Annotated in this window: 12 protein-coding genes; 4 read left to right on the forward strand and 8 right to left on the reverse strand. The window is 72.8% G+C overall.

Annotated features, from left to right (window positions below):
- The first annotated feature begins 26 nt into the window (after positions 1-26).
- A complete protein-coding gene (locus tag K7396_RS09020) occupies positions 27-461 on the forward strand; it encodes a hypothetical protein (RefSeq protein WP_086717840.1) in 435 nt (144 codons plus the stop codon).
- A 90-nt stretch (positions 462-551) separates the two neighbouring features.
- Here the strand turns inward: K7396_RS09020 and K7396_RS09025 are convergent, their stop codons facing one another.
- Positions 552-857, reverse strand: coding sequence for a hypothetical protein (locus K7396_RS09025; RefSeq protein WP_086717842.1), 306 nt, complete (start codon positions 855-857; stop codon positions 552-554).
- Positions 858-1,441: 584 nt separating this feature from the next.
- Here K7396_RS09025 and K7396_RS09030 point away from each other — a divergent pair.
- On the forward strand, positions 1,442-1,831 hold the full coding sequence (locus K7396_RS09030) for a VOC family protein (RefSeq protein WP_086717844.1): 390 nt from the start codon (positions 1,442-1,444) through the stop codon (positions 1,829-1,831).
- Between the two features lie 20 nt (positions 1,832-1,851).
- Here K7396_RS09030 and K7396_RS09035 read toward each other — a convergent pair whose 3' ends face one another.
- The 5 genes from K7396_RS09035 to K7396_RS09055 all read right to left on the reverse strand — a co-directional run bounded on the left by K7396_RS09035 (position 1,852) and on the right by K7396_RS09055 (position 8,589).
- Positions 1,852-3,282 carry a DUF2079 domain-containing protein gene (locus K7396_RS09035; RefSeq protein WP_223659805.1) on the reverse strand — a complete coding sequence of 477 codons (1,431 nt, stop codon included), beginning with the start codon at positions 3,280-3,282 and terminating at the stop codon, positions 1,852-1,854.
- Between the two features lie 348 nt (positions 3,283-3,630).
- Positions 3,631-4,494: an ABC transporter permease gene (locus K7396_RS09040; RefSeq protein WP_086721868.1), complete on the reverse strand. Its 864-nt coding sequence runs from the start codon at positions 4,492-4,494 to the stop codon at positions 3,631-3,633.
- The gene (locus K7396_RS09045; RefSeq protein WP_152104367.1) at positions 4,454-5,485 is read right to left on the reverse strand and encodes an ABC transporter ATP-binding protein; all 1,032 of its coding nucleotides are present in this window, start codon (positions 5,483-5,485) and stop codon (positions 4,454-4,456) included. Before K7396_RS09045 ends, K7396_RS09040 begins: the two co-directional genes overlap by 41 nt.
- A gap of 534 nt (positions 5,486-6,019) precedes the next feature.
- The gene (locus K7396_RS09050) at positions 6,020-7,594 is read right to left on the reverse strand and encodes a PTS ascorbate transporter subunit IIC (protein ID WP_086716832.1); all 1,575 of its coding nucleotides are present in this window, start codon (positions 7,592-7,594) and stop codon (positions 6,020-6,022) included.
- 107 nt (positions 7,595-7,701) lie between these two features.
- On the reverse strand, positions 7,702-8,589 hold the full coding sequence (locus K7396_RS09055) for a PTS sugar transporter subunit IIA (protein WP_086716831.1): 888 nt from the start codon (positions 8,587-8,589) through the stop codon (positions 7,702-7,704).
- 222 nt (positions 8,590-8,811) lie between these two features.
- On the opposite strand from K7396_RS09055, the gene K7396_RS09060 reads away from it, so the two are divergent.
- Both K7396_RS09060 and K7396_RS09065 read left to right on the forward strand, forming a co-directional pair.
- Positions 8,812-9,930, forward strand: a complete 1,119-nt coding sequence (locus K7396_RS09060; protein ID WP_086716830.1) for a hypothetical protein — start codon at positions 8,812-8,814, stop codon at positions 9,928-9,930.
- Between the two features lie 48 nt (positions 9,931-9,978).
- A complete protein-coding gene (locus K7396_RS09065; protein ID WP_086716829.1) occupies positions 9,979-10,512 on the forward strand; it encodes a hypothetical protein in 534 nt (177 codons plus the stop codon).
- 73 nt (positions 10,513-10,585) lie between these two features.
- Here K7396_RS09065 and K7396_RS09070 read toward each other — a convergent pair whose 3' ends face one another.
- Positions 10,586-11,710 (reverse strand): PP2C family protein-serine/threonine phosphatase, encoded by a 1,125-nt coding sequence (locus K7396_RS09070; RefSeq protein WP_223659806.1) that lies wholly within the window; start codon positions 11,708-11,710, stop codon positions 10,586-10,588.
- A gap of 231 nt (positions 11,711-11,941) precedes the next feature.
- Positions 11,942-12,697 (reverse strand): guanitoxin biosynthesis heme-dependent pre-guanitoxin N-hydroxylase GntA, encoded by a 756-nt coding sequence (gene gntA, locus K7396_RS09075; RefSeq protein WP_086716827.1) that lies wholly within the window; start codon positions 12,695-12,697, stop codon positions 11,942-11,944.
- Between the last annotated feature and the right edge of the window lie 45 nt (positions 12,698-12,742).

The following is a 12,742-nucleotide window of genomic DNA, read 5'->3' on the forward strand; positions in this document are numbered from 1 at the left end:
ATCATCCTTTTGGGAAAGGAATCCGCATGCGCGTCAGACTCATCACGGCCGCCGTGACTCTGTCCGTTGCACTGGGCGGTACCGTCCTCGCCGCGCCCGCCGCTCAGGCCGCGGCACACCGAGCCCCCGTGGCAACGGTGGCCAAGGCGGCCGCCCCCGGCTTCAACGTCGGTGGAATCTGGACCCTCTACCAGAGCAATGCGTGGAACGCCACGCTCTCCGTGACCCAGGACGCCCAGGGGAACCTCACCGGCATCGCCAGGACGGGAAGCGCGACGACGGGCACCATCGAGCAGGGGTTCGTGGACGGTTCCTATGTCTCCTTCGTCATCGCCTGGAACAACGGCACGAAGGGCCGCTACATAGGCTCCCGCGGCGCCGACGGCCGCCTCAGCGGAGTCGCCTCCCAGGTGGGAAGCCCCTCCAACCAGGCGACGTGGTACACCACCTGGACGTTCTGACGGCCCCTTTCCCTCCTGTGTGGCCCCGGCGCAGGCACGCCGGGGCCACACCGCGTCAGCGACCTCGTGCCGGCGGGCGCGGTGCCGGTGTCAGGCGTCCTCCGCGCCGGAGGCGAGACGCCGGGCCAGGCGGCGGCCCTCGTAGCGCTCCTTGCGGTTGCTGGTCCGGGCCATCTCCTGCCGTTCCTTCACACAGCCGCGGGCGTGGCAGCCGGCGCAGCACGTACCGCCGAACAGCAGGGCGCCGGGGTCCTCCCAGTGGCAGCGGGTGCCGGTGGCCTCCCGCGTCGGGTGGGGCGGCAGGTCACAGCCGCCGTGGCGATGGTCGTGGACCTGCCGGGGGTTGTGCTCGGCGTGGCGCACCCACAGCGGCTTGGTCCGGTCCGTACGGGACATCTCGTTCCTTCCGGAACCGCCGCCCGTGCTCCCGGACCGTCCGGGCGGGCGGCCAGGTTCGCCACTTCACGGCGACCACGCACTGCCTCCTGCTCATGGCGGCACGCTCCTTCCTGCGTCCACGAGGGGACGCGAAGCCGGGGACACACCCCTGGAAGGGGCACCTTCCACGGATGCGGAAAGCCTTCCAGGCTATGGGGAGGCATGCGGTGGCACAAGAACTCTCTTGGTACGCAGGTGAATTGGCCGACGGGGCGATGAGCCGGCTGTGGGGCTCGGGAGGGGCCACGCGGGCGGGTCCGCCACGAACGCGGCCCGGGAGACGTAGTCCTACGACGACAGTGGTCCCGCGACGGCAGTGGTCCCGCGATGGCAGTGGTCCTGCGCCGGGAGTGGTCCTGCGGCTGCGACGAGCGGGGAAGGGGCCCGGCGACGTCGAAGGCAGCAGACGGCCGCCACGGCCCAGTGACCGTACGGCACTGGCAGCGAGCATCCGCGGCGATTAGGGTCTGCGGTGGCATCGCGTGTCGGTCACCGGCTGGGTGAGGCATGGAGGTGCCGGGAGATGCCCTCGGAGGCATTCCTTGTCAGTCGAGTTCAACCACACGATCATCCATGCCCGGGACAACCGGGAGTCCGCGGAGTTCTTCGCCGGTCTGCTCGGTCTGGAGATCACGGCCGAGTGGGGCCCGTTCATCGCCGTCGGCCTGAGCAACGGCGTCACCCTGGACTTCGCCACGATTCCGGCGGAGCGGATCACCCCGCAGCACTACGCCTTCCTGGTCTCCGAGGCGGAGTTCGACGCGGCGTACGCGCAGATCGTGCGGCGCGGCATCGAGCACTGGGCCGACCCCCACCAGCAACAGCCCGGCACGATCAACCACAACGACGACGGCCGCGGCGTCTACTTCCTGGACCCGGCGGGCCACGCCATGGAACTGATCACCGTGCCGTACGGCGGCTGGACCTCGTAGGGAACGCGCTGAGGCGGGCGTCACCCCCTCCGTAGCACGGTGATGCCGTCCTGCTCGGCGACCTGGGTGTAGCCGTGGGCGCGGTAGAGGCGGAGCATGCGGTGGGTCTGGGCCACGGGGCAGGGGGTTTTGACGGTCGGGTCGTGTTGGTCGGAGACGACCCAGTCGGGCGGGGTGGCGGGGAGGGCGGTGGGGGCGGCGGGGTCGGGGCCGGTGCCGAAGCAGACGAGGCTGACGGTGGTGCGGCCGGTCAGCATCGGGGCCAGTCGGTTCGAGGAGGCGACGGTGGCGCCGTCGGGGATGCGCGCCAACAGCCGCTCTGCCGTGCGGACATGGGCGGGGGTCCGCCAGGCCGAGGGGAGGACCAGGTCGTGGAGCGGATAGACCGCGACGGTGATGGCGGTGAAGGTGGCGGAGAAGGCGAGGGCCTTGCGGCGTCGGAGGGGTGGCGCGATATCGGGCCGTCGGTGGAGCACGTCGACGAGGCCGGCGAAGACGAGGGGCATCAGGATGGCGTTGTAGTGGAAATTCGGCTGCCAGTAATGCTCGTTGCCGGCCAGGAGTCGCCAGGCGAGAGTGGGGACGCACAGCAGCGTCAGTGGGGAGCGCAGGCCGAGGAATGCGGTGGGTGCGGCCAGCATGAACAGCAGCAGCCATTTCATCGGCGGCCAGAAAAGGTGCAGTCCGAGGGACAGGAGGCCGGCGAGGCTGTCGGGGGAGGGTCCCTGGTCCGGCATCTGTTGCCAGTAGTCGAAGCCGCCACGGGGATTCATGGCGGGGAGGAGGACGAGTATTTCCACCGCCGTGCCGACCGCTCCGATCAGGGCGAGGGTGGCGCCGAGGAGGAGGGGAGAGCGTCGCTTTGCTGGTGGTGGTGTGTGGCGCTCGCGTAGGGCCTGCCAGGCGATGTAGCCGCCGATCGCGGCGAGGGTGAGGCCGAGGTCCTCTTTCACCAGGAGCAGGGGGAGCGACCATGCCGCGGCCGCCCACCAGCGACGTTGCCCGAGTGCGGTGACGCTGAAGGCGAGGAGCGGGACCGCGAAGCAGATTTCGTGGAAGTCCTTGGTGACTCCCGCGACAAGCCCCCAAGAGGCGCCCAGTCCGCAGCCGACCGCCAAGCCGGTGGCCGGGCCGACGGCGCGGTGGGCCCAGCGGGTGAGCGGAAAGCAGGCCAGTGCCATCAGTGCGGCCTGCACCACGAGAAGGGTGACGGCGCTGGGGAAGAGGCGGTAAACGGGGGCGACGAGCGCCAGAATGGGGTGGAAATGGTCGCCGAGGAGATTGAATCCCGGCCCCTTGAGTTCCACGACGGGCGCCTTGCCGTGCGCATAGGCGCGGATTGCCTGCTCGAATATCCCCAGGTCGTAGCCGGCGTTGAGCATACGGTCGTTCCGGAGGACCGATACCACGGTGTACACCGCGAAGAACACCGCGGTGACGGTCCAGCCCATGGCCCGCGGGCCGGGCAGACGCCGTCGCCAGGTGGTTCCGGGGCCAGGGAATCGGCGGTCCGAGGGTATTCGGGTGAACCACGCTCCCCTGGTCCGCTCGGCCGTTTCCACCATCGCACCCACCGTCGTCGACTCGGCAAAAGGAACACGGTGCACTGCCCCGGCGGAGAGTGGGAGGGCGGGCGTGGTGGCAGGCACGCCCTGTCGGCGGCCCGGTGGGTCCCGTCCCTGCCCGGCCGGACGGCGGTACGACCGCGGAAAGGCATTCCGCGTGAGTGTAACGCCGGGCGCGCGGGGCGAGTTCGGGCCACCGGGGGACGGCTACGACGGGACCGTAATGACGCCGTGTCAGCGGGCCAGGCGGCCGAGGAGCGCGGCGGCAGCGGCGATGCCCGCCGCGGCGGCGGCCACCAGCACCGTGTAGTCCAGGGCCAGATGGGCGTGGCTGCCCAGGAGGAGGCCGCGCAGGGCGTCGACCTGGTAGCTCAGGGGGTTGATGCGGCTGACCGTCTGGAGCCAGCCCGGCATGATCGCCACCGGGTAGAGGGCGTTGGAGGCGAAGAAGAGCGGCATGGTGATGGCCTGGCCGATGCCCATCAGGCGGTCGCGGGTGAGCACGATCCCGGCGATCGTCATGGACAGGCACGAGAAGAAGGCCGAGCCGAGCACCACCGCGACGGCGACGCCGAGGAGCCGTAGCGGGTTCCCGGTCATGGCCACGCCGAGCAGCGCGGCGATGACGATCACCACGACGGCCTGGATCAGCGCCTTCACCCCGGCGGCGAAGGCCTTTCCGGCGATCAGGGCGGCGCGCGGGGTGGGTGTGACCAGCAGTTTGGTGAGGATGCCGGCGTCCCGTTCCCAGATGATCATGATGCCGTAGAAGATCGCGATGAACATCGCGGACTGGGCGATGATCCCGGGCGCCAGATAGTCGATGTACGGGACGCCGCCTGTCGGGATGGCCTTGATGCGGGTGAAGGTCTCGCCGAAGACCAGCAGCCACAGGGCGGGCTGGACGGCACGGGTGTAGAGCTCGGTCCGGTCGTGGCGCAGCTTCTGCAGTTCGACCACGCACATCGCGAGGACCCTGGCGGGCACCACCCGCCAGCCGGTACGGGCCCGCGGCGGGACCAGCAGGAGGTCCAGGTTGCCGGGGCCGGCGGCCGGTTCAGCCGACTCGGTGTGCGGTGCGGCGGGTGCTCCGGACATCGCGGAAGTCTCCTGACTGCTCGTCGAGGCCGCTGCCGGCGACGTCCCGGAAGACGTCCTCCAGGGTCGGGACGGCGTCGGACGAGCGCGAGGGGGCCGACGAGGAAGAGGAGGCGGCAGCGGCCGCCGGGGCGGACGGGGCCGGTGCGGGGGTGGCGGCCGGTGCGGGGGTGGCGGTGGCCGAGGGGTTCGGGGCCGTGCCGGTGGTGGGCGAGGCCGCGGCCGCGCGACGGCGGGCGTGCAGGGCGGACCGGAGCTCGTCGGGGGTGCCGAGGGCGCGGATGCGGCCGCGGTGCATCAGGGCGAGACGGTCGCAGTACTGGTCGGCCTCGTCCATGTAGTGCGTGGTCACCAGGACGGTCATGCCGGTGGCGGCCCGTACGGCGTTGATGTGCTCCCAGACGCTGGTGCGGGCGATCGGGTCGAGGCCGATGGTCGGCTCGTCGAGCATCAGCAGACGCGGCGCGCTGACCAGGGCCTGGGCGAGTTCGAGACGGCGGACCATGCCGCCGGAGTACGTCTTGGCCAGCCGGTCGGCCGCGTCCGTGAGGCCGACGGCCTCCAGTGCCTGGGCGACGCGTGCGGCGCGCTCACGGCGGGAGACGTCGAAGACCCGGGCGAACAGCGCGACGTTCTCGCGGCCGGTCAGCCCGGCGTCCGCGGACAGCTGCTGCGGTACGTACCCCAGCAGCCGGCGCACCGCCATCCGCTCCTTCGCCGCGTCGTGCCCGAAGACCCGCACCATGCCGGCCGGGACGGGCAGGAGGGTGGTGATACAGCGGATCGCCGTGGTCTTGCCCGCCCCGTTGGGGCCGAGCAGACCGAAGACCTCTCCGGGGCGGACGGACAGGTCGACGCCGTCCACCGCCTTGGTCTCTCCGAAGGCGTAGCGCAGGGCCCGGCAGGTCACGGCGTCGGGGGCGGTCGCTTCGGGGCCGTCGGCGGACGCGTCGGGGGCGCCGGCGGTCGCGTCGGGGGCGTCGGCCGTCATGGTCGGGCCGGGGGTGGTCACATCGGGGCCGGGGGCGGTCTTATCGGGGCCGGGGGCGGTCACGTCCGGGCCGCCGTCGGTCGCCGTCGGTCCCGCGGGCGCGGGCGTGTGCGGCGCGCCGGGCGGTACGGCAGGGCCGGGCGTCCGCCCCGGCCTCTCTTCGTCGTCGCAGGTCATATGCGCTCCGCTTCGTCGTGCCGGCGGTGGGCGCGCCCGTACGGGGCCGGCCGGCACGTCGTCCGGCGAGCCGGGGGGACTCCCCCGCAGCCATGCTCCGGATTTTATCTCCGCGCACGGGGACACGGCCGGACGCGCGCGGCGCGGATATCGAACGGCCCAGCGGGGAGCTTGGAGCCGGTCCGCGCCCGGGAGCCCGCTCGCACCGGAATCCGGCATCCGGCATCCGGTGGGCGACGGGCGGCGGGCGGCAGACGGCAGACGGCAGACGGCATCCTGCCCGGTACGGACCGACGGACGGGCCGACCAGTGGTCGGGCAGATGGGCGGACCGGCACCGGCCCCCACGAGAACCCGCTCAGCCGCCCTTGGGTGCCGATGCCGGCGGCGGTGGCGGCGTCGGTGCCCCCGCCGGCGGCGCGATCTTCGCGTGGGCCCGGTCCGGCGCCGTGGCCGTGCCGGACGCCGCGGGGGCCGGGCGCGGCAGGACGGCGTCGCGGCGGGCGCCCGGGTCCCAGCCGGTGTCGACGACCCGCTTCTGGAAGAGGATCGCCGCGCCCAGGAGTGCCGCGCCGAGAGCCAGCGCCAAGACGGTGCCGCCGGTGGCGCCCGCCTTGGCGGCGTTGCCGAGCAGGGTGCCGAACCAGCCGAAGTCGGCATCGCCGAAGGTGGTGTTCTCCTTGCCGAACGCCCCGAGCACCTTGAGCAGCAGCGCGGGCAGGAACGTGATCAGCACGCCGTTCAGGAAGGCGCCGACGACCGCACCGCGGCGGCCACCGGTGGCATTGCCGTAGACACCGGCCGCGCCTCCGGTGAAGAAGTGCGGTACGAGCCCCGGCAGGACCAGCGCGAGGCCGAGCGCCGGGTGACCCACCCAGGTCAGCAGGGCGAGGCTGACCAGGCCGCCGGCGAAGCTGGCGAGAAAGCCGATGAGCACCGCGTTCTGCGCGTACGGGAAGACGATCGGGGCGTCGAGGGACGGCACCGCGCCCGGCACCAGCTTGCCCGCGATGCCCTGGAACGCCGGGACCAGTTCGCCCAGGATCGTCCGGACACCGAAGAGGATCACCGCGACCGCGATCCCGAACTGCAGGCCCTGCATGACGGACTGCATGACGTAGTTGCCGAGGTCGCCGGCCGCGCTGCCGCCGCCCGCCGCGAACGCCTTGAACGCCGTCGCCCGGCCCACGCGCGCCAGGTAGACCAGCGCCATGACGACGTAGATCAGCACCATGGACAGTGCCGTGGCGACCATCGAGTCCCGCAGGAAGCGCAGCCCTTCGGGCAGTTTCATGTCCTCCGTGCTGCGGCTGCGCCTGCCGACGAGTTGCCCGGCGGCGCCCGCGACGACGTAGCCGGCGGTGCCGAAGTGGCCGATGGCGATGCTGTTGTTGCCGGTGACGCGCTTGGTCCAGGGGTGCGCGAAGGCCGGCATCGCCACCAGCAGGATGCCCAGCAGCAGGCCGCCGACGACGACCACGCTCACCGAGGAGCGTCCCGAGGTCGCCAGGACCATGGTCAGCAGGGTGGCCATGAACAGCATGTGATGGCCGGTCAGGAACACGTACCGCAGCGGGGTGAAGCGGGCCAGCAGCAGGGCGACCGCGAAGCCCAGGATCATCAGCCAGGCGACGCGCGCGCCGAACTGCGCCTGGGCGATGCCGACGATCGCCTCGTTGGTCGGGATCACGCCGTGCGCCCCGGTCGCGCCCTGGATCATGCCGCCCAGCGGGCCGAGGGAGCTGACCACCAGCTGCGCCCCGGCGCCGATCAGCAGAAAGCCGAGCGTCGCCTTGATGGCGCCGCCGGCCACCTGGCCCGCGGTCTTCCGCAGCGCGAGCAGACCGGCCGCCGTGATCAGGCCGATCAGATACGCGGGTTGGCTGAGGATCTCGTTCACGAGAAACGTGGCGAGGGATATGAGCCGGTCCATGGTGGCCGTCCGTCCTCCCGGCTGGTGGGCGAGGGGTTTCCTGTGTCGGGTGTCAGGCGTCGGGTGTCAGGCGTACGGGGCGGGCGCCGCCGGTCGGGCCCGAGTGCTCACACGTCGTAGATGTCGCGGAGGACGCGGTCGACCTCGGGGCCGCTGGTGAAGTCCTCGACGGCCTGCACCGGGATGCCGGCCTCGCCCAGCGTCCTGGCGATCTCCCGGGAGGTGAGGATCGCGACGGCCCCGGACGCCTTGCCCTTGGCCGAGATGGTGTCGGTCGCCTCCACCGTCACATGGCGGGACCAGCCCCAGCGGTCGAGCACCTGCTCCAGCGTGTTCTTCAGGAAGAGGCTGGTGCCCACGCCGTTGCCGCACACGGTCAGGATCGTGTGGTGCGCCTGCGCGCCGCCGGTTTGCTCGGGTGCGGCCGGGGCGGATGCGGCCGGGGACTGGTCACCTGCCGCCGCGGGCCGGCCGGTTGTGGCCCGGCCCGTTGCGGTCCGCTCGCGCTCGGCGGCCTCGTCCCGCGGCCGGTCACCGCGCTCCCCCTGCGTCCCGGCGAGCACCGCGCGCAGTGCGTCCGGATCGGCCGCGTCCTGCAGGGCCCGCGCCCTCTCCGGGTCGGCGAGCAGTCGGGCGAGCGCGGCCATCGCCGCCGTGTGCGCGCCGGAGTCCTCGGCGGCCAGCCCCACGACCAGGTGCACCGGGTCGTTCGTCTCATGGCCGAACTCCACCGGCTCGTCCAGCCGGACCCAGCACATCCCGGTCCGGAGGACGGCGGGCGAGGGGCGGGCGTGGACGAAGGCGAAGCCGGGAGCGATGACGAGGTAGGGCCCGTTCTCCTCGACGTTGCGGATCATCTCCGCGGTGTAGGTGTCGGTGGCGGCGCCCGTCTCCACCAGCAGCCCGCCCGCCGTGCGTATCGCTTCCCGCCAGTCCGCCACCCGGACGCCGAGGCGTACGGCCGTCGCGGGGAGAAGATCGTTGAGCGCTGCCATGGCAGGGGACTCTACCTACGCCCAGGTGGCCCGCACACCCGTCCGGAAGCAGGAATTCCGCGGGTTTTCCGCGGAACTGCCGCGGCGGCCAACGGCCTTGACAGCCGCTTGTGGGCGCAGAAGCCTGGTTCTTCCGGCAGTTGCCGGATGTCGGGTGATACCGGGGGAATCGGGGGACTCATGGTGAGGTACACCTCTGCGCGCGCGGCGAACGGGAGAGCGGTGGCGGGCACGGACACGCCCACGCGCACCGACGCGGAAGCGGACACGCACACGGCCCCGGATACGCACTCCCCCACGGACGCGGACGCGTGCTCCCCCACCGACGCGGCACGGCCGGACGGGAGGCGCCGCGCCGCCGCCACCCGCCCGGCGCGCCCGCCCCGGCGCCCGCGCGGCAGCAGCCGGGCCGCCGGCCTCTGCGCGGCGGCCCTCGCCCTCGCCCTCCCCCTGGCGGCCTGTTCCGCGGACGGGGGAGGCGACGGCCGGGCGGGCGGTTCCCGCAGCCCGGCGGCCGGTCCGGCGCCGTCCCCGAGCGCGACCCCGACCGTCGATCCCGCCGCCTACCGCCGTGCCCTGACCGGCGCTCTCGGGCCGCTCGACGGTGCCCTGCGTGCGGTGGACGACGCCCACGACGGCGGGCCGCTCGGCAAGGCGCTCGACCGGGCGGCGGCCAGGGCGGACACCGCCGCCGACACCCTGCAGTCGGCCGCCGCGCCCGACGCCGCCCTCGCCGGGAACGGCCGGCTCGTCACCGCCCTGCGCGCGTTGGGGCAGGACCTGCGCAGCGCCCGTGGCAGCGGCGGCCGCTGTGCCACCTCGCCCCGCGTCGAACTCCGCACGGCCCGCAGCCCGCAGAGCATCAAGGAGGCCGGCCGCGCCCTCGCCGCCGTGGGCTACGACGTCACCCTGCGCCTGCCGCGCACGGAGCGGGCCGAGCACCGGCGGCTCGCGAACGGCGCCCTGGTCCGCGACGGCAGCCGGGTCGGCCTGGGGCGGCTGACCGTCAGGAACGGCACCGCGGGCGATGCGGTGGTGACACTGACCCGCGGCGGCCGGACGGCGTTCTCCCTGTACGTGCGCAAGGGCTCCGAGGCGACCGTGGGCAACGTCAACAGCGGTTCGTACGCGGTGTACTTCACGACCGGCGAGGACTGGAACGGCGCCAAGAGGTCCTTCACCCGCGGGTGCAGCTTCGAGAAGTTCGACGACAGCGCCACGTTCCGTACGGTGCGGGTGGCGGGCGGGACGCGGTACACGGTGCTGACCTTCACCCTGAACAAGGTGATCGGCGGCAATGCCCGCACGAGCACGGTGCCTCCCGACGAGTTCCCGTCGTAGCGGCGGCCGGGGCGGGGCGCGCCGCGGCGGCTCGGTAGGGTGCGCCGGATGGGCGACAGTACGTGGTGGACTCTGGCGATCGCGGCGGTGACCGGCGGCACGGCGGTGCTCTCCAGCTGGGTCACCAGCCGGGGCAGTGCCCGCGCCGCCAGGCTCCAGGCCGAGATCGGCGCGCGCTCGCAGCGCGCCGAGCGGCTGCGGGAGAGCCGGCGCACCGCCTACCTGGACCTGATCGAACAGGCCCACCGGATGGGCGAGTTGTTCTGGGAGATCTCCGCGACGCTCCGGACGCCGGACTCCGCGTCCCGCAGCGCCGCGCTCGACGAGCTGCGGGACCGCGAGGTCGCCGAGTACGCGAGGATCCGTCGCTGCGCACGGGTCGTCGAACTGGAGGGGCCGTCCTCGGCGGCCGCGGCGGCGCTCGCCCTCCAGAAGGCGACCGGCCCCTTCTACGAGGCCCTCGCGGGCGATCCGCCCGGCGACAGCGGTCCCCGCGAGAGCTTCGACGCCGCCTACCGTCCCTTCTGGGCGCGGCTGGAGGACTTCGTGGACGCGGCGCGCGCGGCCCATCAGACGGACTGAGCCGCCCGAGCGGGACCCGCGCCCATGCCGCCGCGGCCGCCGGAGGGGACCGGGGCCCCGGGCGTCGGACTGCTTACGGCTCGTCGTCCCCGCAGGGTGCGAGGGCGAGGAGGGCGACGTCGTCGTGGAAGAGGCGGGTGTGGCGGGGCAGGTCGGTGTTGAGGAAGTTGATGACGTCGTCGGGAGCGGGGGCGGGTGCACCGGTGAAGCGGTGCCGGAGGCGGTCGAGGAGCGGATAGAAGGCGCCGGTGTGATCGCGGGCCTCGATGAGGCCGTCGGTGCAGAGCAGCAGGACGTCGCCCCGGTGGAAGCGGTGGGTGTAGGCGACGGGGTCCTCGCCGGCCAGGGCGCCGAGGCCGAGCGGGAGGGCGGGCGGACCGGTGAGGGCCGTCACCTCGCCGCCGGAGATCAGGACCGGCTCGATGTGCCCCTGGTTGACGATCGTGACGCGCCGGGCCGGGGCGTCGTACTCGACCAGCACGGCGGTGACGAACAGCTCGTCGTCGGGGAGCTCTTCGGCCTCGCGTCGCAGGCGCCGTTCCATCCGGGCGGCCACGGCCGGCAGGTCCCCGGGGTCGTGGACGGCCTCGCGGAAGCTGCCGAGGATGTCGGCGACCGTGCGGACGGCCTGGAGTCCCTTGCCCCGGACGTCACCGATGATGGCGCGCTCGCCCCACTGTGTGGCACGGATGTCGTAGAGGTCGCCGCCGACCATGGTGCCGACCTCGCCGGAGCGGTGGAGACCGGCGGCGAGCACCCGTCCGACCCGGTGCGGCACCGGGCGCAGCAGGGTCCGCATCAGGGCCTCGGCCACCGAGTTGGCCCGCACCAGGTGCTGTTCCTGGCGCCGGCGGTGGGCCGCCAGCGCCACCCCGAGGAAGCCGACGAGGCCGGTGGCGATATAGGCGGCGACGTGGTGGGTCTCCCACTGCTCGTGGAGGTTGTGGCCGGTGCAGCAGGGGGTGCCGGCCACCACCCCTTCCAGCACGATGCCGACCACCGTGTACGCCGCGACGCCGAGCGGGCCGAGGGCGTACGCGGCGATCACCGGCAGGGCGATGAGCAGGAAGCTCACGGCCCACGGGGTGGGGCTGGCGGTCTCCAGCAGCATGACGAACGCGATGTAGCCGGCCGGCAGCCAGCGCATCCAGGCCGGGGGCCGGGGCACCGCGAGGCCGCTGTGGTCCGCGATCTCCACGCGGCGCCGGCCCCGGCGTCCTGCGCCCGGCGGGCGGTCCGGTCCGCTGCCGTCCCCACGACCGTTCCGCTGAAAGATCCGCTCACCCCACCTGTCCACCCGGGCTCCCGACGCGGCCGCGATCAAGACAGCACAGCCTGACGCGGCTGGCGGGCCCGGCCCGGCCATTACGCCGTCGGCGGCATGTCCCGGGCGGCGGTGACGGGATGGGAGACGGGAAGGGGCGCGGGCTCACCGCTTGTGCGGGAGAAGGCCCTGGGTGTAGTCCTCGGTGGCCGGTGGGTGCCGCGAGGTGTAAGGGCACTTCCAGTCCTCTTCGGTGAACCGCCCCGAGTAGTGCCGGGCGGGCTGTTCGTACTCGTACTCCGTGAAACTCGGATTGACGGAACCGTTGTTCTTGGCCTCGCGCCGACGGATCGCGTCCTGCATCGAGTAGAAGTTCTCGCCGAGGAGCGTGAACTGGGTGAGGGAGTTGAAGGCGATGGCCGCCGTCGTGAAGCGGCGGCTCGCCCGGGACGAGCCGGGGTGCATCCCGACGACGAAGAAGGCGTGCCCGCCCGCGTGGAATCCGAAATGGGCCTGCTCGGGGTCGGAGGATGCTCCCGCGTCCAGGCCGAAGGTGCGGCTGTCGAGGTCGTGCATGTGCTGCAGATGCCGCCAGAGGAGTTCCTCGTAGGCGTGCTCGTCGACCGTGCCGGGCTCTTCGAACGTCGCGACGAAGGTGCGGAAGCTCTGGTCGGACAGCAGGGGACGGACGGCGTCGACATACGCCACGAGGTCGCGGTGGTTCTCTTCCGCCGACGCCTCGTCGCCCAGTCTTCGGTAGTGCCGGTGGGTGAGACCACGGCGTTTCAGTGCGGCGCGGGCACCCAGGCAGCTGAACTCCCGGGTCTGGATGAAGCGTTCCAGTTCGGCGCGCAGCGCGTCGGTGCGTACGCCGTCCGCGCGCAGGGGGTCGGTGGATATCGCGGTGCTGTGTTCATTCATCGTGAGACCTTGGCCGGATCCGGTGGTTGACCCCATGACAGTGCG

This window comes from Streptomyces angustmyceticus, from assembly GCF_019933235.1.
In the GTDB taxonomy this organism is placed as follows: Bacteria; Actinomycetota; Actinomycetes; order Streptomycetales; family Streptomycetaceae; genus Streptomyces; species Streptomyces angustmyceticus.